At 72.4% G+C, this 21,185-nt stretch carries 22 protein-coding genes (1 of these 22 cut by a window edge); 12 read left to right on the top strand and 10 right to left on the bottom strand.

Features of this window, described 5'->3' with window-relative positions; all coding sequences use genetic code 11:
• The first annotated feature begins 5 nt into the window (after nucleotides 1-5).
• On the top strand, nucleotides 6-773 hold the full coding sequence (gene fabI, locus AY578_RS06940) for an enoyl-ACP reductase FabI (RefSeq protein WP_019522100.1): 768 nt from the start codon (nucleotides 6-8) through the stop codon (nucleotides 771-773).
• 73 nt (nucleotides 774-846) lie between these two features.
• Here the strand turns inward: fabI and AY578_RS06935 are convergent, their stop codons facing one another.
• Nucleotides 847-1,539, bottom strand: a complete 693-nt coding sequence (locus tag AY578_RS06935) for a FadR/GntR family transcriptional regulator (RefSeq protein ID WP_019522099.1) — start codon at nucleotides 1,537-1,539, stop codon at nucleotides 847-849.
• 91 nt (nucleotides 1,540-1,630) lie between these two features.
• On the opposite strand from AY578_RS06935, the gene AY578_RS06930 reads away from it, so the two are divergent.
• The 4 genes from AY578_RS06930 (at nucleotide 1,631) to AY578_RS06915 (ending at nucleotide 4,117) form a co-directional block, all read left to right on the top strand.
• On the top strand, nucleotides 1,631-2,974 hold the full coding sequence (locus AY578_RS06930; RefSeq protein WP_136239457.1) for a CynX/NimT family MFS transporter: 1,344 nt from the start codon (nucleotides 1,631-1,633) through the stop codon (nucleotides 2,972-2,974).
• 35 nt (nucleotides 2,975-3,009) lie between these two features.
• Nucleotides 3,010-3,126: an SGM_5486 family transporter-associated protein gene (locus AY578_RS06925; RefSeq protein ID WP_019522097.1), complete on the top strand. Its 117-nt coding sequence runs from the start codon at nucleotides 3,010-3,012 to the stop codon at nucleotides 3,124-3,126.
• 202 nt (nucleotides 3,127-3,328) lie between these two features.
• Nucleotides 3,329-3,535, top strand: a complete 207-nt coding sequence (locus AY578_RS06920; RefSeq protein WP_019522096.1) for a hypothetical protein — start codon at nucleotides 3,329-3,331, stop codon at nucleotides 3,533-3,535.
• A gap of 63 nt (nucleotides 3,536-3,598) precedes the next feature.
• Nucleotides 3,599-4,117 (top strand): SixA phosphatase family protein, encoded by a 519-nt coding sequence (locus AY578_RS06915; protein ID WP_258902178.1) that lies wholly within the window; start codon nucleotides 3,599-3,601, stop codon nucleotides 4,115-4,117.
• A 107-nt stretch (nucleotides 4,118-4,224) separates the two neighbouring features.
• On the opposite strand, the gene serB is transcribed toward AY578_RS06915, so the two are convergent.
• Both serB and AY578_RS06905 read right to left on the bottom strand, forming a co-directional pair.
• Nucleotides 4,225-5,433, bottom strand: coding sequence for a phosphoserine phosphatase SerB (gene serB, locus AY578_RS06910; protein WP_019522094.1), 1,209 nt, complete (start codon nucleotides 5,431-5,433; stop codon nucleotides 4,225-4,227).
• A gap of 79 nt (nucleotides 5,434-5,512) precedes the next feature.
• Entirely contained in the window at nucleotides 5,513-7,360 is a 1,848-nt protein-coding gene (locus tag AY578_RS06905) for a streptophobe family protein (protein ID WP_258902177.1), read from the bottom strand.
• 243 nt (nucleotides 7,361-7,603) lie between these two features.
• Here AY578_RS06905 and AY578_RS06900 point away from each other — a divergent pair, with 243 nt between their 5' ends.
• Nucleotides 7,604-10,126, top strand: coding sequence for an ABC transporter ATP-binding protein/permease (locus tag AY578_RS06900; protein ID WP_258902176.1), 2,523 nt, complete (start codon nucleotides 7,604-7,606; stop codon nucleotides 10,124-10,126).
• A gap of 91 nt (nucleotides 10,127-10,217) precedes the next feature.
• Here AY578_RS06900 and AY578_RS06895 read toward each other — a convergent pair whose 3' ends face one another.
• The 3 genes from AY578_RS06895 to AY578_RS06885 form a co-directional block, all read right to left on the bottom strand.
• Nucleotides 10,218-10,940, bottom strand: coding sequence for a transglycosylase SLT domain-containing protein (locus AY578_RS06895; RefSeq protein ID WP_019522091.1), 723 nt, complete (start codon nucleotides 10,938-10,940; stop codon nucleotides 10,218-10,220).
• 375 nt (nucleotides 10,941-11,315) lie between these two features.
• On the bottom strand, nucleotides 11,316-12,359 hold the full coding sequence (locus AY578_RS06890) for an S-adenosylmethionine:tRNA ribosyltransferase-isomerase (RefSeq protein WP_136239451.1): 1,044 nt from the start codon (nucleotides 12,357-12,359) through the stop codon (nucleotides 11,316-11,318).
• The gene (locus tag AY578_RS06885) at nucleotides 12,356-13,054 is read right to left on the bottom strand and encodes an SDR family NAD(P)-dependent oxidoreductase (protein WP_258902175.1); all 699 of its coding nucleotides are present in this window, start codon (nucleotides 13,052-13,054) and stop codon (nucleotides 12,356-12,358) included. The genes AY578_RS06890 and AY578_RS06885 overlap by 4 nt, the downstream gene beginning before the upstream one ends.
• A gap of 253 nt (nucleotides 13,055-13,307) precedes the next feature.
• Between AY578_RS06885 and AY578_RS06880 the strand changes: the two genes are divergently transcribed.
• From AY578_RS06880 to AY578_RS06870, 3 genes are all read left to right on the top strand, one after another.
• A complete protein-coding gene (locus AY578_RS06880; protein WP_019522089.1) occupies nucleotides 13,308-14,453 on the top strand; it encodes a GAF domain-containing sensor histidine kinase in 1,146 nt (381 codons plus the stop codon).
• Nucleotides 14,446-15,087 carry a response regulator gene (locus tag AY578_RS06875; RefSeq protein WP_019522088.1) on the top strand — a complete coding sequence of 214 codons (642 nt, stop codon included), beginning with the start codon at nucleotides 14,446-14,448 and terminating at the stop codon, nucleotides 15,085-15,087. The genes AY578_RS06880 and AY578_RS06875 overlap by 8 nt, the downstream gene beginning before the upstream one ends.
• A gap of 156 nt (nucleotides 15,088-15,243) precedes the next feature.
• Entirely contained in the window at nucleotides 15,244-15,489 is a 246-nt protein-coding gene (locus AY578_RS06870) for a chaplin (protein WP_019522087.1), read from the top strand.
• 92 nt (nucleotides 15,490-15,581) lie between these two features.
• On the opposite strand, the gene AY578_RS06865 is transcribed toward AY578_RS06870, so the two are convergent.
• Nucleotides 15,582-16,370, bottom strand: a complete 789-nt coding sequence (locus AY578_RS06865) for an Rv1486c family protein (protein WP_026243400.1) — start codon at nucleotides 16,368-16,370, stop codon at nucleotides 15,582-15,584.
• A 164-nt stretch (nucleotides 16,371-16,534) separates the two neighbouring features.
• Between AY578_RS06865 and AY578_RS06860 the strand changes: the two genes are divergently transcribed.
• The 3 genes from AY578_RS06860 to AY578_RS06850 all read left to right on the top strand — a co-directional run bounded on the left by AY578_RS06860 (nucleotide 16,535) and on the right by AY578_RS06850 (nucleotide 18,991).
• The gene (locus tag AY578_RS06860) at nucleotides 16,535-17,332 is read left to right on the top strand and encodes an ABC transporter ATP-binding protein (RefSeq protein ID WP_024887131.1); all 798 of its coding nucleotides are present in this window, start codon (nucleotides 16,535-16,537) and stop codon (nucleotides 17,330-17,332) included.
• Between the two features lie 108 nt (nucleotides 17,333-17,440).
• A complete protein-coding gene (locus AY578_RS06855; protein WP_019522084.1) occupies nucleotides 17,441-17,872 on the top strand; it encodes an NfeD family protein in 432 nt (143 codons plus the stop codon).
• A gap of 159 nt (nucleotides 17,873-18,031) precedes the next feature.
• Nucleotides 18,032-18,991: an SPFH domain-containing protein gene (locus AY578_RS06850; RefSeq protein ID WP_019522083.1), complete on the top strand. Its 960-nt coding sequence runs from the start codon at nucleotides 18,032-18,034 to the stop codon at nucleotides 18,989-18,991.
• A gap of 132 nt (nucleotides 18,992-19,123) precedes the next feature.
• Here AY578_RS06850 and AY578_RS06845 read toward each other — a convergent pair whose 3' ends face one another.
• From AY578_RS06845 to AY578_RS06835, 3 genes are all read right to left on the bottom strand, one after another.
• Nucleotides 19,124-19,630, bottom strand: coding sequence for an HNH endonuclease (locus tag AY578_RS06845; RefSeq protein ID WP_019522082.1), 507 nt, complete (start codon nucleotides 19,628-19,630; stop codon nucleotides 19,124-19,126).
• A gap of 206 nt (nucleotides 19,631-19,836) precedes the next feature.
• Entirely contained in the window at nucleotides 19,837-20,376 is a 540-nt protein-coding gene (locus AY578_RS06840; RefSeq protein ID WP_019522081.1) for a YbhB/YbcL family Raf kinase inhibitor-like protein, read from the bottom strand.
• A gap of 40 nt (nucleotides 20,377-20,416) precedes the next feature.
• Nucleotides 20,417-21,185 carry the 3' portion of a sporulation protein gene (locus AY578_RS06835; protein WP_258902173.1) on the bottom strand. The gene runs 14 nt beyond the window's last position, so 769 of the gene's 783 nt are visible here — the last part of the coding sequence; its start codon lies beyond the right edge, outside the window — the gene reads right to left on this strand; the stop codon is at nucleotides 20,417-20,419.

Below are 21,185 nucleotides of genomic sequence, written 5' to 3'. Positions count from 1 at the left end.
CACACATGAGCGGAATTCTCGAGGGCAAGCGCGTCCTGATCACCGGTGTGCTGACGGAGGCGTCCATCGCCTTCCACACCGCGAAGCTGGCCCAGGAGCAGGGCGCCGAGGTCATCCTGACCGCGTTCCCGCGGCCGACCCTGACCGAGCGCATCGCGAAGAAGCTGCCCAAGCCCACCAAGGTCATCGAGCTCGACGTCACCAACGACGAGCACCTGGGCCGCCTGGCCGACGTCGTCGGCGAGGAGCTCGGCGGCCTGGACGGCGTCGTGCACTCCATCGGCTTCGCGCCGCAGGACGCCCTCGGCGGCAACTTCCTCAACACGCCGTTCGAGTCGGTCGCCACGGCCATGCACGTCTCGGCGTTCTCCCTGAAGTCGCTCACCATGGCCTGTCTGCCGCTGATGCAGAACGGCGGCTCCGTCGTCGGCCTCACCTTCGACGCGCAGTACGCCTGGCCGCAGTACGACTGGATGGGCCCGGCGAAGGCCGCCCTGGAGGCGACCAGCCGCTACATGGCGCGCGACCTGGGCAAGCAGAACATCCGCTGCAACCTGATCTCGGCCGGTCCGCTCGGCTCGATGGCCGCCAAGTCCATCCCCGGCTTCGCCGAGCTGGCGTCCGTGTGGGACAACCGCGCCCCGCTGGAGTGGGACCTGAAGGACCCGGAGCCGGCCGGCCGCGGCGTCGTCGCCCTGCTGAGCGACTGGTTCCCGAAGACCACGGGCGAGATCGTCCACGTGGACGGCGGTCTGCACGCCGTCGGCGCCTGACAGCCAGTACAGCCTGAGGGCCCGCGTCCCCTGAGGGGGGCGCGGGCCCTCACATATGTCCGGAAGGGCGCGCTCAGCCGCGCGCGCGGGAGGTGAACCGCCCCGGCTTGCACGCCATCGGATAGGAGGCGGCCTCCTCGGCCGCCGTCGCCTCGTCGCCCGCGCGGATCGCGTCCACCAGCCGGCTGTGGTCCATGTGCGTCTCGGGCGACATGTCCCCGCCCACGTCGTCGCGCAGCCAGTCCCGCAGCACCTCGCCCAGATCCGCGTACAGCGCGGTCATCACGTCGTTGCGCGAGGCCGCCACGACGGCCATGTGGAAGGTCGCGTCCGCCGTCACGAACGCCTCCGCGTCGCCCGACTCCCACGCCTCCTCACGGCGCCGCAGCAGCGTGTCGAGCTGCTTGAGGTCCTTCTCGGTACGCCGCTGCGCCGCCAGCCGCGCAGCCGAGGACTCCAGGGATGAGCGCAGCTCGGCGATGTGCCGGGGGTCGGCGTCGGCGAAACGGCGGTGCATCACGCCGGCCAGCTCGCTGGTGGCGACGACATAGGTGCCCGAGCCCTGGCGGATGTCCAGCAGACCGTTGTGCGCCAGCGCGCGCACCGCCTCACGGACGGTGTTGCGGGCGACCCCCAGCTGTTCCACCAGCTCGGGCTCGGTGGGGATGCGTGAGCCGACCGGCCACTCGCCCGACGTGATCTGGGCCCGCAGGGCGGCGATGACCTGCTCGGACAGCGCGGAGCGGCGCGGATGGCTCAGAGGCATGCTTCACCTTCGCACGGCGTGGGCCGCGTACGACGTCCGCGACATGGACAACCAATCATCCCATGATTCTATGATGGGTGTCATGACTCGTATGACTGGTGACGGAACCCGGACGACGGCGTCCGCCACCGCCCGTACGCCCGCCACGACCGCGCTCCCGGAGCACCCGGACGCCCCCCTGCGCGCGTGGCGGAAACGGCTGCTCGTCGCCGGCATCGTGCTGGCCGCCCTGAACCTGCGCCCCGCCATCACCAGCTTCGGCGCCCTGCTCGAAGAGGTGCGCGCCGGGCTGGGGATGAGCGGCAGCGTCGCCGGGCTGCTCACCTCCCTGCCCGCGCTGTGTTTCGCCGTCTTCGGCGTCACCGCGCCCCGCCTGGCCCGCCGCTTCGGCCCCGCCGCCGTGGTGTGCGCCGGCATGGCCGCCATCGCCACCGGCCTGCTCGTGAGGCCCTACGTCGGCAGCACGGCCGCCTTCCTGCTCGCCAGCGGCCTGGCGCTCGGCGGCATAGCCGTGAGCAACGTGCTGATGCCGGTCATCGTCAAGCGCTGGTTCCCCGACCGGGTCGGACCCATGACCGGCCTGTACTCGATGGCCCTCGCCCTCGGCACCGCCTCGGCGGCGGCCGTGACCGTCCCGGTGACCGACGCGCTCGGCGGCGACTGGCAGGCGGGCCTCGCCGTCTGGGCGGCCCTCGCGGCGGCCGCCGCCCTGCCCTGGCTCCCCTTCGTACGGGGCCGGCGAGACGCCTCGGGAGCCTCCGGGGCGCCGAAGCCGTCGCAGGCGGACGGGCGTCCCGAGGAGCGGCCCGCCGGGCAGACGCCGGCGCTGCGCATCACCCGCAGCCGTACGGCGTGGGCGCTGGCCGTGTTCTTCGGACTCCAGGCCACCGGCGCCTACATCACCATGGGCTGGATGGCGCAGATCTTCCGGGACGCGGGCGTCTCCGCGGGCCGGGCGGGCATGCTGGTCGCCGTCACCATGGTGATGGGGGTCCCCCTGGCGTTCGTCATCCCGCGGATCGCCGCCCGGCTGCCCCGGCAGGGTCCCATCGTGGTCGGGCTGGGCGTCAGCGGCCTGCTCGGGTACGCGGGCCTCTGGTTCGCACCGGCCGCGGGCGCATGGGCCTGGGCGGTGCTGCTGGGCATCGCCAACTGCGCCTTCCCGCTCGCGCTCACCATGGTCGGCATGCGGGCGCGGACGGGCCCCGGGGTGGCCCAGCTGTCGGCCTTCGCGCAGAGCACCGGCTATCTGATCTCCATCCCCGGGCCGCTGCTGGTGGGCGTGCTGTACCAGCACAGCGGGGGCTGGGGCCTGCCGATCGCGCTCATGGCGGCTCTGATGGTCCCGCAGATGGTCTTCGGGGTGATGGCCGGACGGGACCGTACGGTGGAGGACGAGGCGGCGCGCCGAAGCGCCGGCCGGGGCACCCCCTGACCGGTGCCGGGCGGGGAGGGTGCGACACTTTCCCCATGCCAGTCCTCGAGCCGAACCCGCAGAACGGCCAGAAGAAGATGCTGCTCGTCTTCGGCGCCTTCTTCGCGATCTTCATCGTCATCGGCGTCATCGCGACGGTGCTCGCGCCCTGAGCCCGGCCCGGCAGACGCCCGATCCCCGGGCGCGGTGACCGGTTCCGCGCCCTGAGGGTGGTGCTGGCACCCCCGTCCCCTAGGGGGCCAGGCTCAGGGTCAAGTGGGTGGATCACCGGATGGGTTGGAGCCCCGCCGATCCGTACCTTCGAGATGTGGCCGCGGCAGGCGGCCACCGGACACTCGAAGAGCGGAGGCACCCATGTCGGCGCGCACGCACTCCCGGCCCGTTCCGGCCCCCCGGGCCGGTGCCGCCACCCGGCTGCCGTGGTGGGCCCTGGCCCTCCCCGCCCTCGCCTTCGTGGCCCTGCTCGCCCTCGTACTGAACCCCTCCGACGCGCACGCGGCCGCCGGTGAGCCCGCGCTCACCCTCCTCGTCGAGCGGGCGCAGCAGCTCATGGCCCGCTGAACGCGCCGAGGCGCCGGTCAACTCCCTGCGCCCCGTGGCCTGTTTCGTGCGAAGCTGGGTGCCATGAGCGTCGCAGAACCCCGCAGGATTGTCCTTTTCCGGCATGCGAAAGCCGACTGGCCTCCGGTGTCCGACCACGAGCGGCCCCTCGCCGAGCGAGGCCGCCTGGACGCAGCGGCCGCCGGCCGCAAGCTGGCCGACTCCGGCGTCGCCTTCGACCTGGCCCTGTGCTCCACGGCGGTCCGCACCCGCGAGACCTGGAAGCTGGCGGTCCACGAGTTCCCGAAGCGGCCGAAGACCGTCTACGAGGAGCGGATCTACGAGGCCTCGCCCGGTGAGCTGATCGCCCTGCTCAACGAGACCTCCGACGACGCGCAGAACGTCCTGCTGATCGGACACAACCCGGGCGTGCAGGGGCTGGCCGACATCCTGGCCGGCGCATCCGAGGGCGACGCGCGCGAGCGGATGACGCGGCGCGGCTTCCCGGCCGCCGCCTTCGCGGTCCTGACCTTCACCGGCCCCTGGAAGTCCCTGGAGCCCGGCACGGCCACGCTGGTCGACTACTGGGCGCCCACGGAGTGACCCCCGGCTGACCCGCCCGGCACGACAGGGGCCCGGCACCGACCTCGTCGGCGCCGGGCCCCTGCCGTCATCACGGCCGGTCCGTCGTCACGGCCGGTGCGCGCCGCTCAGTCGACCGCGAGCGTGTCCGCGGCCTCGACCTCTTCGCGTGTGATGCCGAGCAGATAGAGGACCGTGTCCAGGAAGGGGACGTTCACCGCCGTGTGGGCCGCCTCGCGCACCACCGGCTTGGCGTTGAAGGCGACACCGAGACCGGCCGCGTTCAGCATGTCCAGGTCGTTCGCGCCGTCACCGATCGCCACCGTCTGCGACAGCGGCACCCCCGCCTCGGCCGCGAACCGCCGCAGCAGCCGCGCCTTGCCCGCCCGGTCCACGATCTCGCCGGTCACCCGGCCGGTGAGCTTGCCGTCGACGATCTCCAGCGTGTTCGCCTGGGCGAAGTCCAGACCGAGACGCTCCTTCAGATCGTCGGTGACCTGCGTGAAGCCGCCCGACACCACGCCCACCTGGTAGCCCAGCCGCTTGAGCGTACGGATCAGGGTGCGGGCGCCCGGCGTCAGCCGCACCTCGCTGCGCACCTTGTCGATCACGGAGGCGTCGAGCCCCTCCAGCAGCGCCACGCGCGCGTGCAGCGACTGCTCGAAGTCCAGCTCCCCGCGCATCGCCGCCGCCGTCACCTCGGCGACCTGGTCCTCACAGCCGGCGTGCGCCGCGAAGAGCTCGATCACCTCGTCCTGGATGAGCGTGGAGTCCACGTCCATCACCACCAGGCGCTGCGCCCTGCGGTACAGGCCCGCCGCGACCACCGCGATGTCGACCCGGAACCGGGCCGCGTCCGTCACCAGCGCGGTGCGCAGCGCCTCCGTCTCGACACCGGACACCGCGAACTCCACGGCGGTCACCGGGTACTTGGCGAGCCGGAAGATACGGTCGATGTTGCCGCCGGCCTTGGTGATCCGCGCGGCGACCGCGGCCGTCGCCTCCGAGGTGAGGGGGTGGCCCAGCACGGTCACCAGGGACCTGCCGAGACCGCGGGGGCGGTTGTCGCCCTTGCCCGAGATGATCTCCGCCTGCATCTTGATCGACTCGGCCCAGCTGTGGACGGTCGCCCGCAGGTCACCCTCCATCCCCGCCGGGGGCTGGGTCACGAGCGCGCACAGCACGATGCGGCCCCGGGTGACGACCTGCTCGATGTCGACCACGTCGACGGAGTAGGCGGCGAGGGTGTCGAAGAGGCCGGCCGTGATGCCCGGCCGGTCCTTCCCGAAGATCTTGACCAGGAGGGTGGGAACGTCGGAGGTCTGCGATGCGCTCATGGTGCTCCCCACCGTATCCGGCACCCAGTGCCTCACGCCCGCCCGGTCCGCCCTCCGGACACCCTCTCCGGGCCCGCCCCTACCGTCCCCGCGGCCCCCTGCCGTCCCCGCCTCCTTCATCACGTTCGCCCGGTCCCGGGGGCCGCGGCGCCGGCGGCGGTGGCGGGGGAGGGGGCGGCACCCGGTCCGGCCACAGACGGCGGCGGTCCGGTCGGGGCGGGCGTGGGGGCGGGGTGGGACTGGCGACCGTGGGGGCCGCGGCCACGTCGTCCGCACCGCCGCCCGCACTCCCTGGCGCACTCCGTCCCCGTGCGCCTGCGTCCCCGGGCGCACTCCGTCCTCGTACACCCGCGTCCCCGGACCCACCCCATCCCGGCACCGCGTCGGTCGTGCCCCGCCCCGGCACCGCGTCCTCCGGGGCGCCCCGCTCCCGCCGCGCCCCCGGCAGCCGTAGATACGGATTGGTGTCCGGATCGGGCGGCCGGTACGGCGTCCCCGGCCGGTAGGGACCCGAGGGCGCCGACGCCGGCGAGCCCCCGGCATCCCGTGCCAGTACCGCCACCCGCGTCCCCGCCACCCCGCACGCCCACGCCAGTAGCGCCCCCACCGCGCCCGCCCCCGCGCCCCACACCGCCCCGAGCAGCACCGCCGGGCCCAGCCGCCCGCGCAGATCCAGCCCCGCGTTGAACGCGTCGTACCCCAGCACCGACAGCGAGGCGCCCACGGACACCTCCGTGAGCCACACCAGCACCGGCAGCGTCACCGCCGTGGCGGCGCCCAGCCGCAGCGCGCACCGCCCCGCGAAACCACCCGCCCCCGGCGCGCTCCCCGCCACCGGCGTCCGCACCGCCGTCAGCACGCCCGCCAGCAGCATCGCCGTCGCCGCGCCGACCCCCAGCAGCCACACCCGCCCGTCCAGCTCGGCCAGTGCGCCCAGGGTGACCTGCTCCTCCGTCCCCATCCGCAGCAGATCGTCGAGGGGGTGGGGCAGCGCCCCGAGCAGCGCCCCGGTCCCCTGGGCGCCGTAGGGGACGAACAGCCCGACCGGCCACCCCAGCCACACCCCGTTCGGCGCCCCGAGCAGAGCCGCCCCGGCGATCCGCCGGGGGTGGTCGTCGCCGATCGCCGCACACGCCGCGGCCGCGATCCCCGCCGCCGCCGCGACCAGCAGCACCGCGACGACCGACGAGACCGCCGGCCGCACCACCCGGTGCAGCGCCTCCCACCCGCGCGGCAGCGGAGTACGCCGGGACGCCAGCAGCGCGACCAGCAGCACGCCCGCCGACCAGCCGAGACCGGCCAGCAGCGTCGGCGCCGTGTCGACGGTGAACCCCACCGTCACCTGCGGGTCGACCAGGTCCCCCACCCGGTCCGGCAGCAGCTCCCCGATGTCGCCGAGCCCGGGGACGTCCAGCCCGCCGCCGTCGGAGCCGGGAAGACCGTCCACGCCGAGCGCGGCCACGTCGACGGTGATCACGTCGTGCCCCGCCCACGCCAGTCCGCCCGCCGTCGCCACGGCCAGCGCGACCACCGCCCCCGCCCGCGCGGCCAGTTCACGGCCGGACACCACAACTCCGGCCGTTCGTAAGGACCTCAGGAAGATGAGGGACAGCAGCAGCGCCCCCACCAGACCGACGCCGAGCGGCATCACGTCGACCGCCGTGTCCGCCTCGGCCCCGGACAGCCCGAACGCCGACACGTCCCCCGTCGGCGTGACCGAACCGCCCACCGCCAGCGCCACCACCGCGGCCGCCATCGGCCCCAACGCCCCCGCCGTGTCCGCGTCCAGGAGACGCAGACCCAGCGCGGCCGTCCCCGCCATCCCGATCAGCGCCCAGCTCACCGCGGCGACCGCGGACATCACCACGTCCGCCCACGGCAGACCGGTGCGGCGGCCCGGCCCGGCGGAGCCTGTGGCAGTACTCATGGGCAGACCCCCCGATCCGCGGAGCGGCCCGGCAGGCCGCACTTGTCCCCCTCGCGTGGTTTACCACTCTCCGGGGCGATTTCAACCCCCGCCCGGACAGGGCCGTCGACGCCTTGTCGCGGGGTCGTGACAGGGCCGACTTTCGGTCGGAGGGCCGAGCCTGAAATAGTTCCCCCCGATGTTCGACATCCCTAGACTCCCTGCGACGGGGGAAATTCGGGGGACAACTCAGTGGGGCATGGAGTGCCGGAACTCGTACTGGAATCAAACGGACGCACCTGGACGCTCGATCCGTCCAGGTCCTACACCCTGGGACGTGACCCGCAGGGCGACGTCGTCCTCGACGACGCCAGGGTGTCCTGGCGTCATGCCACGATCAGCTTCAACGGCCGCAGTTGGGTGATCGAGGACCACGGCAGCACCAACGGCACCTTCGTGCAGGGGCAGCGCATCCACCACCTGGAGTTCACCGCCGACACGGTGCTGAACCTGGGCAACGCGAACGACGGGCCGCGCGTGACGCTGTCCGGCGTCGCCGCCGCCGTGCCGCAGGCTCAGCCGCAGCAGCCGTACGCCGCCCAGGGCGCGGGCGCCGGCTGGCAGCAGCCCCCCGCGCAGCAGCGGCCGGCCCAGCAGCCGCCCGCCCAGCAGGGCTGGCAGCAGCAGCCGCAGCAGAACGCGCCGCACATCCCGCAGCAGCAGGGCCTCGGTGGTGGCGCGGGGGCGCCGCCGGTCTACGGCGACCGCAGTCCCACGACGTTCCACCAGTTCTCGCTCGGCCGCGTGATGCGGATCGGCCGTGCCCTGGAGAACGACCTGGTCGTCTCCGACCTCCAGGTGTCCCGCAACCACGCGGAGTTCCACTCGACGCCCGACGGGCGCATGGAGATCCGCGATCTCGGCTCGCACAACGGCACCTACGTCAACGGCCAGCCGATCGCCAAGGGCGGCTCGCAACTGCTCGGCCCCACCGACATCGTGGGCGTCGGTCACTCGACCTTCCGGATCGTCGGCGACCGGCTCGAGGAGTTCGTCGACACCGGTGAGGTGTCCTTCTCCGCCCGCCACCTGACCGTCACGGTCGACGGCGGCAAGCAGATCCTGAAGGACGTCTCCTTCGGCGTCCCGGAGAAGTCCCTGATCGCGGTCATCGGCCCCTCCGGCTCCGGCAAGTCGACGCTGCTCAAGGCGCTCACCGGGTACCGCCCCGCCAACCAGGGCGAGGTGCTGTACGACAACCGCAATCTGTACAAGCAGTTCGCCGAGCTGCGCCAGCGCATCGGTCTGGTCCCGCAGGACGACATCCTGCACAAGGAGCTGACCGTCAAGCGCGCCCTGAAGTACGCGGCCAAGCTGCGCTTCCCCGCCGACACCACGGCGGCCGAGCGCGAGGCCCGTATCGACGAGGTGCTGCGCGAGCTGAAGCTGGACATCCACAAGGACAAGAAGGTCACGTCCCTGTCCGGCGGCCAGCGCAAGCGCGTGTCGGTGGCGCTCGAGCTGCTCACCAAGCCGTCGCTGATCTTCCTGGACGAGCCGACCTCCGGCCTCGACCCGGGCATGGACCGTGACGTCATGCAGCTGCTGCGCGGCCTCGCCGACGACGGCCGCACGGTGCTCGTGGTGACCCACTCGGTGGCCGAGCTGGCGATCTGCGACAAGCTGCTGGTGATGGCGCCGGGCGGCTCCGTCGCCTACTTCGGCCCGCCCGAGGAGGCGCTGAACTTCTTCGGTTACGACACCTGGGCCGACGTCTTCTCCGCCTTCGAGAACTACCGCGACTACGACTGGGCGGGCCGCTGGAAGGGCTCGCAGCACTACCAGATGTACGCCGCGGACATCGACGCGGTCGCCCCGCAGTCCGTACAGGTCCCGGCGATGCAGGCGATGAAGCCGCCGAAGCCGCAGGGCTGGGCGTCGCAGTTCTCCACCCTGGTGCGCCGCTATGTGTCGGTGATCGCCTCCGACAAGGGCTTCCTCGCCCTGTCGATCATCCTGCCGCTGGTCCTCGGCTCGGTCAGCCTGCTCATCGACCAGGGCAAGGACCTGCTGGTCAACACGGAGATCAACCCGAGGACGGGCAGGCCCGTCGCCAACGGCACGGCGCTCACGGTGCTGCTGATCCTCGCGGTGGGCGCGTGCTTCGCCGGCGCCGCCAACTCCGTGCGTGAGCTGATCAAGGAACGCGTGATCTACGAGCGGGAGCGCGCCACCGGCCTGTCCCGCTCGGCGTACCTGATGTCGAAGGTCTTCGTGCTGGGCCTGATCACCATGATCCAGGGCCTGATGATCGGCGTCATCGGCTTCTCCAGCCGCACGGTGCCCGACGAGGGCCTCGTCCTCGGCAGCCAGATCCTGCTGGAGCTGTGCATCCCGATCATGGCGCTGGGCTTCACCGCGATGATGTTCGGCCTGATCATCTCGGCCCTGGTGAAGACCGCCGAGAAGACGATGCCGCTGCTGGTGATGTTCGCGATCGTCCAGGTCGTCTTCACGGGCTGCCTGTTCCCGCTGGCCAACTCGGTCGGCGTGAACGAGCTGTCGTACCTGATGCCGTCGCGCTGGGCGGTCGCCGCCGCGGGCACGACGCTGGACTTCAACAACATCAGCCCGCCGGCCAAGGGCGACAGCGACGACCCGCTGTGGGAGCACACGGCCGCCGCGTTCGCGACGGACATGGGCGCGCTGATCGCGCTCGGCGTGGTCTGCGGCTTCTTCGTGGCGCGCTTCCTGCGCCGCCACGAGCCGGAGGTCATGCGCAAGTAGTCCCGCCGTACGACCCCGAAGGGCGGCACCCCGTCAGGAGGGTGCCGCCCTTCGGCGTCTGTGTGCGGTGGGAGAGGTCCGCGCCGACCTCTCAGTACGCGCTGTCGACGTTGTCCATGGTGCCGTACTTGTCGGCCGCGTAGTTGCAGGCGGCGACGATGTTGGCGACCGGGTCGTAGATGTCCTTCGGGGTGCCCTTGACGTGGTACGCCTCGAAGGTCGGCGGGATCACCTGGAGCAGGCCCTTGGAGGGGATGCCCTTCTGGGCGTTGATGTCCCAGAGGTTGATCGCCTTCGGGTTGCCGGAGGACTCACGCAGGACGTTGCGCTTGATGCCCTCGTAGGAGCCCGGGATGCCGTGCTTCTTCATGATGGACATGGCCTCGCGGATCCAGCCGTCGAGGTTGTCCCCGTACTTCTTCGGAGCGGCCTTCTTCACCTCGGCGCGCTCGGCGGACCGGCTCGCGGACTCCGCGGCCTCGCGGGCCTTCGCGGCCTTGGCCTCGGCGGCCGCCTTCTTCTTCGCGGCGGCCTCGGCGGCGGCCTGCTTCTTGGCCGCGATCTCCTCGACCTTGACGCTGGCGCCGGCGAGCTGGCTGTTGACGTCGGCCTTGACGCCCTGGATCTGCTGGGTGCTGTAGGCCACCTTCGCCGTCTGGGCGGGGGCCTCGGCCGTGGTCGTCGTCGAGGCGTTGCTCGGGACCGCCGAGAAGCCGATGGCGGCGGCGCCGAGAGCGGCGACGCCCGCGGCGGCGATCTTGTGGTGACGGGTCAGGGCTCGACCATGACCACGGGTGAGGATGTGCTTGGGCATGCGGAACGGACCTCTTCGTGTAGCGCGGAGGTCGCTCGATGTCCGGTGGGACTGGTGCTTCTTCGGCACACGAACGCCGCGGGCAGGAATCCCACGGCGCTGAGCGACGCAGCCATTGTTAGCGGCCGCAAAATCGCTGGGCAAAGATGTGACCTACGAAGCCGGGTAGTGGATCAGAGGGTAGCAAACCGGGCAGATGGGACTGTTCGTCCCGCATATAAGGACGATATGAGTCTCCTAATCCGCTTCGTACGTGATGTGCGCCCTATGTGCGGCCTCACACCGGACCCCCTCCCTCCTCACCGCGTGTTGCTGGCGCAACGCGCTGTGTGAGGAGTTCCGCGCCCCTTCGGCAGGGAGGTCAGCCGCCCTCGGTCAGGACGGCAGCAGCAGGTGCACGTCCCCGAACTCGTGCCACAGGTACCGCCCGCGCAGCGCCTCCTCGTAGCCCCGCGCGACCGCCTCCCGCCCCGCGACCGCCTCCAGCATCAGCAGGTGCGACGCCTCCGGCTCGTGCAGCCCGGTCAGCAGCCCGTCCACCACCCGCACCCCCCGCTCCGGGGTCACCACCAGGTCCGTCCACCCCGCCCGGGCCCGCACCACCCCGTCCGGACCGGCCGCCGACTCCAGCGCCCGCACCGCCGTCGTGCCCACCGCGACCACCCGCCCGCCGCCCGCCCGCACCGCCCCGATCAGCCGCGCCGACGCCTCCGGCACCGCGAACCGCTCCGGGTACGGCGGCTCGTGCGCCTCCGTCGACGCCACCCCTGTGTCCAGCCGCACCGGCGCGACCTGCACCCCGCGGCTCACCAGCTCCGTCACCGTCCGCGCGGTGAACGGACGCCCCGCGCTCGGCATCTCCGCGCTCCCCGAGCCGTCCCGCGACGGCAGCGCGAACACCGTCTGGTACGCAGGCAGCGGCTGGTCCCGCTCCGTGTACGCGTACCGGATCGGCCGCCCGTGCTCCCGCAGCAGCCCCGGCACATCCCGCGACACCCGCGCCCACCACAGGCGCGGCGCCCCCGCGCTCAGCGGCTCCTCCACCCGCAGCCGCGCACCCCCCGCCAGCCGCACCTTTGTACCCGCACGTGTGCCCGCGCGTACGCGCGTGGTGCCGCGCCCGTCCGGATCGCGCAGCTCGACCGCCCAGCGCCCGTCGTCGCCCCGGGTGGAGAAGTGCACCACCACGCGCGCGTCGCCGACCCGTCCGTCGACGGCCGCCGCCAGCGTGGGCGAGGTGTTCACCACCAACAGGTCGCCCGCACGCAGCAGCAGCGGCAGCTCCGCGAACGCGTGGTGGGACACCTCGGCGCCCCGCGACACCAGCAGCCGCACCGCGTCCCGGTCCCGGCCGGGCGCCCGCAGCTCCGCCGGCACCCGCGCGGACAGCTCCTCCGGCACCCGGAACGCGACCGTCACCGCCGTCCCTCCAGCAGCGCCGGGGCGCCGTAGCGGCCACTGGCCGGCCGCTCCTCCAGCAGCCGCACGAACCCCGGCACCACCGCCTCCGGCTCCGGCCGCGGACCGTCGTCGTCCGGCACGGCCGCCGCGTACAGGTCCGTCGCCATGTCCCCCGGATCCACCGACCACACCCGCAGCCCCGGCTCCTCCTCCGCCAGCACCGCCGCCAGCTGGTCGAGACCCGCCTTCGACGCGCCGTACCCGCCCCACGCCGGATACGCCTCCGCGGCGGCGTCCGAGCTCACCACCAGCACCGCGCCCTCCCCGGCGGCCCGCAGCAGCGGCAGCGCCTCCTGCACCAGGCCCAGCGCCGCCACCAGGTTCACCTCCAGCGCCCGCCGCAGGCCCTCCAGCGGCAGCTCCGCCAGCCGCACCAGCGGCTCGGCGCCCAGCGCGCTCGCGTTGTGCACCAGCAGGTCCACCCCGCCCAGCCGCCAGGCCGCCGCCACCAGCTCCGCCCGGTGCGCGGCGTCCGTCACATCGCCCGGCACCGCCGTCACCCGCGTGCCGTGCGCCGAGGCCAGTACCACCGTCTCCGCCAGGCGGTCCTCGCCCCGCGCGTCCAGCACCAGGTCCCAGCCCCGTTCCGCCAGCCCCACGGCCAGCGCCCGTCCGAGCCCCTTCGAGGCTCCCGTGATGATCGCAACCGGCATGACAGCCGTCCCCTCGTCCGTGGTGTCGTCCCGCCCTCTCGGCGTGTGATCAACGTAGGAAGCCGGGACGCACGGCCGCCTCGGGCGCGGGACGCAGCCGCCCGGGTCCCTTAGCCCTACGCCGGGACGCCCCCGCCCGGCGGACCAGGCCGCGACGGCCGGACCGGGACCGCGGACCTAGGACCAGCGCCGGGGGAGAGGAGCGTGCGGCGGTCCGATCCGCCGGTCCGCGCCCCGCCGGTACCGTGAGGTCATGAGCCACGGCCCCCGGTCCGGCCTCGCCGCGGTGAGTTCCGCGTTGCTGGCCATGAGCAGGCATCTCGAGGTGCGCGACGTCCTCAAGACGATCGTCGCCTCGGCCCGCGAACTCCTCGACGCCCAGTACGCCGCCCTCGGCGTGCCCGACGACCACGGCGGCTTCGCCCAGTTCGTGGTGGACGGCGTCAGCGACGCCCAGTGGAAGGCCATCGGCCCCCTGCCGCGCCGGCACGGCATCCTCGCCGCGATGCTCGACGACGCCGCCCCGCAGCGCCTCGCCGACGTGCGCCGCGACCCCCGCTTCGAGGGCTGGCCCAGCGCCCACCCGGACCTCGTCGACTTCCTGGGCCTGCCGATCCGCGACGGCGACGAGGTGCTCGGCGCCCTGTTCCTCGCGAACAAGAACTGCCCGAAGCCGGACGGCGCCTGCGGCTTCACCGAGGACGACGAGGAACTGCTCGGCATCCTCGCCCAGCACGCCGCCATCGCCCTCACCAACGCCCGCCTCTACGAGCGCAGCCGCGAGCTGACCATCGCCGAGGAGCGCTCCCGCCTGGCCCACGAGCTGCACGACGCCGTCAGCCAGAAGCTGTTCTCCCTGCGCCTCACCGCCCAGGCCGCCGCCCGTCTCGTGGACCGCGACCCGGCGCGCGCCAAGGGCGAGCTGCAGCAGGTGGCCGAGCTGGCCGCCGAGGCCGCCGACGAACTGCGCGCCGCGGTCGTCGAACTGCGCCCCGCAGCCCTCGACGAGGACGGGCTCGTGGCCACCCTGCGCACCCAGGTGCAGGTCCTCGACCGCGCCCACAGCGCGCGCGTCACCTTCACCGGCCACGGCGTGCGCGCCCTGCCCGCCGCCCAGGAGGAGGCCGTGCTGCGGGTCGCCCAGGAGGCGCTGCACAACGCCCTGCGCCACTCCGGCGGCGCCCACGTCGACGTGACCCTGGAGCGGCGCGGCAACGGCGCCGTCCTGCGGGTCGGCGACGACGGCGGCGGCTTCGACCCGCACGCCGTGCGCCGCGCGGGCCGCCATCTGGGCCTGGTCTCCATGCGGGACCGGGCGAGCGGGGTCGGCGGCAGGCTGACCGTGGAATCGGCGCCCGGCAAGGGCACCACCATCGAGATGGAGGTCCCCGGTGGCTGACACGATCAAGGTGCTGCTGGTCGACGACCACCAGGTGGTCCGGCGCGGTCTGCGCACCTTCCTGGAGGTGCAGGACGACATCGAGGTCGTCGGCGAGGCCGCGGACGGCGCGGAGGGAGTCGCCCTGGCCGGCGAGCTCCAGCCCGACGTCATCCTCATGGACGTCAAGATGCCCGGCATGGACGGCGTGGAGGCGCTGCGCAGGCTGCGCGAGCTGGACCACCGCGCCCGCGTGCTGGTCGTCACCAGCTTCACCGAGCAGCGCACGGTGATCCCCGCACTCCGCGCGGGCGCGGCGGGCTACGTCTACAAGGACATCGACCCCGACGCGCTGGCCGGCGCCATCCGCTCCGTGCACGCCGGGCACGTGCTGCTCCAGCCCGAGGTGGCGGGCGCGCTGCTGTCCCAGGAGGAGGGCGTTTCCGGGGCGGGGCGCGCGGGGTCGCTCACCGAGCGGGAGCGCGAGGTGCTGGGGCTGATCGCGGACGGCCGCGCCAACCGGGAGATCGCCCGCGCCCTCGTGCTCTCCGAGAAGACGGTGAAGACGCATGTGTCGAACATCCTGATGAAGCTCGACCTGGCGGACCGGACCCAGGCCGCCCTGTGGGCCGTACGGCACGGGCTCAGCGGCTGACCGCCGTCCCCGATGTCACCGGAAGGTTCCCCTCCGGTGCGAGATTCATACCGTAGGGGGAATGGCCGCCGGGGGCCCGTGTCCCCGGCCCGTGCCACGCGTTGCCCAGTGCGGACCGCGGCGATCGCCGCGGTCGTCGCAAGGAGGGCTCGGAAAGTGAAGAACCTGAAGAAGGCAGCGGCCGTGACGATGGTGGCCGGCGGTCTGCTCGCCGCCGGTGCGGGCATGGCCTCCGCCACCGAGGGCAGCCACGCGCACGGTAAGGCCGTGGGCTCCCCGGGCGTCGTCTCCGGCAACCTCGTCCAGGTCCCGGTCGACGTCCCGGTCAACGTGTCGGGCAACAGCATCAACGTCATCGGCGTGCTGAACCCGGCCTTCGGCAACGTCGCCGTCAACCACTGACGGCCGACGCCACCAGACGACAAGCCCCGGCCGCCCGCCCCCACCCGGCGCCGGGGCTCGTCCCTGTCCGGGGCCGGGGCGCGCTGCCCAGATCAGCGCGCCCCGCGCTCCTCCACGAACGCGTTGTACGCGGCCACCTGCGCCCGCCGCGCCGTCCGCTCCACCGGCCGCAGCGCCAGCGCCCGCGCCGACATCTCCGACGCGCTCACCGCACCGCCGTGCCCGTGCTCCGTCGCCAGCGTCACGAGCGCGCCCACCCGCTGCGCCAGCTCCAGCACCCGCACCGCACGCGGCGGATACCCCGGCGCCAGCACGTCCCGCCCACGCGACGCCGTGGCCCGCGCCCGGTACGCGTCGATCGCCGCCTCCGCGACCGGACCCGACCCGGCCACGTCCAGCCGCGTCAGCGCCTCCGTCGCCTCCCGCAGCGCCTCCGCCAGCTCCCGCTCCGCCTCACCCAGCGACGGCACGTCCGCCGGGGGCGCCTCCCGCACCGGCAGAACCCGCCAGAGGACCTCCACATGCACATCGCCCTCGGGCCCGGCCTCCGACACCTCCGGCACCAGCCCCAGCGCCGCCCCCTCGCAGACCACGGCCTCCTCGGCCTCCAGCGCCCGCGCGTTGAACTCCGGCGGGCCGCTCAGCCCCAGCGGATGCCCCGGCGCCGGCAGCGCCACCCGCAGCCCCGACGCCCCGAGCCCCCGCAGCCGCCCCAGGGCCAGCGTCAGCCCCACCGGCGCGGACTCCCCGGGCACCCCCTCCACCCGGTGCACCGCGTCCTCCCCGACGACGGCGAGCGCCGCCTCGTCCGGGGAGACAAGTCCGGCAAGAAGGGCATTGCCCCAAGCGGCGAGACGGCCAGAGCGTGGTTCCGAAAGCATGCGTACACCCTAGACAGCGCCCGGAAAGAGGACCGATGGAATGTCCGGGTCGGCCGGTGGCGTAGATTTCATGATGGGCTCCCGCCCACGGGTGCGGCGGACCGACCCACCAGGCGTACGCGACAGCCGAGACCGGCCACACTGCAAGGGGAGACAAGGCGCTCATGAGCGATGTTCTGGAACTTCAGGACGTATCCGTGGTCCGCGAGGGCCGGGCTCTGGTGGAGCAGGTCTCCTGGTCGGTCAAGGAGGGCGAGCGCTGGGTCATCCTCGGCCCCAACGGCGCCGGCAAGACCACCCTGCTGAACATCGCGTCCAGCTACCTCTACCCGAGCAAGGGCACCGCCACCATCCTCGGCGAGACCCTCGGCCGCCCCGGCACCGACGTCTTCGAGCTGCGCCCCCGCATCGGCGTCGCCGGCATCGCCCTCGCCGACAAGCTGCCCAAGAAGCAGACCGTCCTCCAGACCGTGCTCACCGCCGCCTACGGCATGACCGCCGGCTGGCAGGAGGAGTACGAGGACATCGACGAACAGCGCGCCCGCGCCTTCCTCGACCGCCTCGGCATGTCGGAGTACCTGGACCGCAAGTTCGGCACCCTCTCCGAGGGCGAGCGCAAGCGCACCCTCATCGCCCGCGCCCTGATGACCGACCCCGAGCTGCTCCTCCTCGACGAGCCCGCCGCCGGCCTCGACCTCGGCGGCCGCGAGGACCTGGTGCGCCGCCTCGGCCGGCTCGCCCGCGACCCGATCGCCCCCTCCATGATCATGGTCACCCACCATGTGGAGGAGATCGCCCCCGGCTTCACCCACGTCCTGATGATCCGCCAGGGCAAGGTCCTCGCCGCAGGACCGCTCGAGCTCGAACTCACCAGCCGCAACCTGTCCCTGTGCTTCGGCCTCCCGCTCGTCGTCGAGCAGGTCGGCGACCGCTGGACCGCCCAGGGCCTCCCGATGAGCTGACACAGCGCCACCCCGCGCACGACGTGCGCACAACACCCGGCACGACAAGGCACGTTCGACCGACCGGCGCCCTGTCGGTGACCGGGTGCGCGGTTCTACCATGACCTTGTGGACATCGACGCATGGCTGTGGTGGCTGATCGGCGCGGCGGCACTCGGCATCGCCCTGGTGATCACCGCGATGCCCGAACTCGGCATGCTCGCGGTGGGCGCCGTCGCCGCGGCAGTGGTCTCCGGCATCTTCGGCGGGGGAGCCGTCGCCCAGGTCGCGGTCTTCGCCGTCGTCTCGACCGCGCTGATCGCCGCGGTCCGTCCCGTTGCCCGCAGACACCGCTCCCAGCGGCCCGAACTGGCCACCGGCGTCGACGCTCTGAAGGGCAAACAGGCCGTCGTCCTCGAACGCGTCGACGGCAGCGGCGGCCGCATCAAACTGGCGGGCGAGGTCTGGTCCGCCCGCGCCCTCGACACCGGCCGCTCCTACGAGGTCGGCCAGGAGGTCGACGTCGTGGACATCGAGGGGGCCACCGCGATCATCATGTGATCCCGCACCTCCCGTGCGACACAACTGGTGCGAACACGCCCCCGGTTGGTCCCGCGGTCTGACAGACTCGACCAGCAAGATCTACAACCGCACGACCGTGCACAGGCACACACGACCTGCCGTAGGCGCCGAGGCTAAGAAGGGTTCGGGGAACCGACGATGGAACCGGTCATCATCGTCCTGATCATCCTGGTGGTGTTGGTCTTCATCGCCCTGATCAAGACGATCCAAGTCATCCCACAGGCCAGCGCCGCCATCGTCGAGCGCTTCGGCCGCTACACACGGACGCTCAACGCGGGCCTCAACATCGTCGTCCCGTTCATCGACACCATCCGCAACCGCATCGACCTCCGCGAGCAGGTCGTCCCCTTCCCGCCGCAGCCGGTGATCACCCAGGACAACCTGGTCGTCAACATCGACACCGTCATCTACTACCAGGTGACCGACGCCCGGGCCGCCACCTACGAGGTCGCCAGCTACATCCAGGCCATCGAGCAGCTCACCGTCACCACCCTGCGCAACATCATCGGCGGCATGGACCTCGAGCGGACCCTCACCTCCCGCGAGGAGATCAACGCGGCCCTGCGCGGCGTCCTCGACGAGGCAACCGGCAAGTGGGGCATCCGCGTCAACCGCGTCGAGCTCAAGGCCATCGAGCCGCCCACCTCCATCCAGGACTCGATGGAGAAGCAGATGCGCGCCGACCGCGACAAGCGCGCCGCGATCCTCCAGGCCGAGGGTGTCCGGCAGTCCGAGATCCTGCGCGCCGAGGGCGAGAAGCAGTCCCAGATCCTGCGCGCCGAGGGTGAGGCCAAGGCCGCCGCGCTGCGCGCCGAGGGCGAGGCCCAGGCCGTGCGCACGGTCTTCGAGGCCATCCACGCCGGCGACCCGGACCAGAAGCTGCTCTCCTACCAGTACCTCCAGATGCTCCCGAAGATCGCCGAGGGCGACGCCAACAAACTCTGGATCGTCCCCAGCGAGATCGGCGACGCCCTCAAGGGCCTCTCCGGCGCCGTAGGCAACTTCGGCTCCAACCTGGGCGGCGGCACCTCCGGCGGAGGCAACGGCACAGCCAACGTCCCCGCCCAGGAACGCCGCGAGAAGCCCTCGATCGACTAAGAGCCCCAAAAACGAGTTCCCCGCACCCCCTCAGGGGGCGCGGGGAACTCACCTCAGGGGCGCGGGGAACTGCGCGATCCACCACGACGAACCCGCACCCGGGCTGTCAGCTCACCTGCTACGGCGAAACCGTCATGCCGCGTCCAACGCCAGCCACTCCGGCAACGCATCGAACTCCTCCGCGCCCAGCGCCAAGAGCATCGCGTCCGCCGGCGTAGGCTCGTACGGCTCACGCAGCAACGGCATCCCCGCCTGCTCAGGCGTCCGATTCGCCTTGCGGTGATTGTCCTCGGCGCACGACGCCACCGTGTTCAGCCAGGTGTCCTGACCGCCCAGCGACCGCGGCACCACGTGGTCGACGGTCGTCGCCCTGCGGCCGCAGTACGCGCACCGGTGCCGGTCCCTCACCAGCACACCCCGCCTCGACCACGGCGCACGTCTTCGGAACGGCACCCGCACGTACTGGCAGAGCCTGATCACCCGGGGCGCGGGTATGTCGACCGCGGCTCCCCGCATCCGCAGTTCGGGATGGGCCTGCTCGACGACGGCCTTGTCCTGCAGCACCAGAACGACGGCTCGGTTCAGCGTCACCGTCGACAACGGCTCGAAGCTCGCGTTCAGCACCAGCGTGTCCCGCATACCAGCCCACCTCCCGTGCGCACCGGCCCGCCCCTCGGCGGGCTGGAACAACTCTGGCCGGGCGCGCCGGGATGGACAACGCAATATCCGCTGCTCCCACGGAAGACGCCTCCCGGGGACCCCGGCGGAAAAAATGCCCGCCCCTGATCAATTCCAAGACCAGGGGCGGGCAAACGTTCCGGGAACCTCCGGTGTGGCGCGGGGGCTCAGGACTCCGCGGGCACCTCGTACTCACCGATCAGCTGCGCACGGGCGAGCGTGTGGAACCGCAGGTTGAAACCGACCGCGGCAGGAGAGGCGTTCTCGTCCGGGCCCAGCTTCTCCTGGTCCACCGCGTACACCGTGAACACGTACCGGTGCGGACCGTCCCCGGGCGGCGGCGCGGCACCGCCGAACTCCTTGGTGCCGTAGTCGTTCCGCGCGTGGACGGCGCCCTCGGGCAGCCCCTCGAACGGGGGGTTGCCCGCGCCCGCCGGAAGCTCGGTCACCGAGGCCGGGATGTCGAACAGCACCCAGTGCCAGAACCCGCTGCCCGTCGGGGCGTCCGGGTCGAAGCAGGTCACGGCGAAGCTCTTGGTCTCCGGCGGGAAACCCTCCCAGCGCAGATGCGGCGACGTGTTGCCCGCCGCGTGGACCTGAGCGTCCTTGAGCGTCGCCCCCTCCTTCACATCGTCGCTCGTCACCGTGAACGACGGCACGGGCGGATGGAAATCATGGGGGAGCGGCCGCCGCTTGAGCTCGGTCACCTCGGTACCTCCTGATCGATGACGTTCAGTCCCGACGAGCCTAGAACCAGTTCCGCTTCGAGCCGACCTCCGACAGCCACTGGTTCAGGTACGCCGCCCAGTCGGTCCCCTGGTAGTCGTTCAGACCCACCTGGAAGGAACGGAACGTGTCGCTGCCCTCGCTGAACAGTCCCGGCTTCTTGTCCATCTCCAGCACGACGTCCATCGCCTGCGCGTCTGCGACGAAGCTCAGCTCCACCTGGTTCAGCCCGCGGTACTGCGACGGCGGGTAGAACTCGATCTCCTGGTAGAACGGCAGCTTCTGCCGCGTGCCCCGGATGTGGCCGCGCTCCATGTCGGCGTTCTTGAAGCGGAAGCCGAGCTGGATGAACGCGTCCAGGATCGCCTTCTGCGCCGGCAGCGGGTGCACGTTGATCGGGTCCAGGTCACCGGAGTCCACGGCCCGCGCGATCGCCAGCTCGGTGGTCACACCGATGTCCATCCCGAGCAGCGGCTGCCCGTCGATCATCGTGACCGGCGTCTCCCACGGGATCTCGAGCCCGAACTGCACCGCGTGCACCGCGCCCGCCTGCAGCTCGAAGGCGCCGCCCAGCTGCTGCTTGGTGAACTCGATGTTCTGCTTGTACTCCTGGTCGCCGCTCTCGACCTCCACCTTGGCCTGAAGACCGACCGACAGCCCCTCGATCTGCTGGTTCACGGACCCGCCCTGGATCCGCACCTCACCCTGGACGACACCCCCAGGAACGACGTTGACCTCGTGCAGCACCGTCTCGACCGAGGCCCCGCCGGCCCCCAGACTCGCCAGCAGC

It is taken from the genome of Streptomyces thermocarboxydus (assembly GCF_024760485.1).
In the GTDB taxonomy this organism is placed as follows: domain Bacteria; phylum Actinomycetota; class Actinomycetes; order Streptomycetales; family Streptomycetaceae; genus Streptomyces; species Streptomyces cellulosae.
Note: the sequence above shows the minus strand (reverse complement) of the source record. Positions and strands in the feature narration are given on the sequence as shown.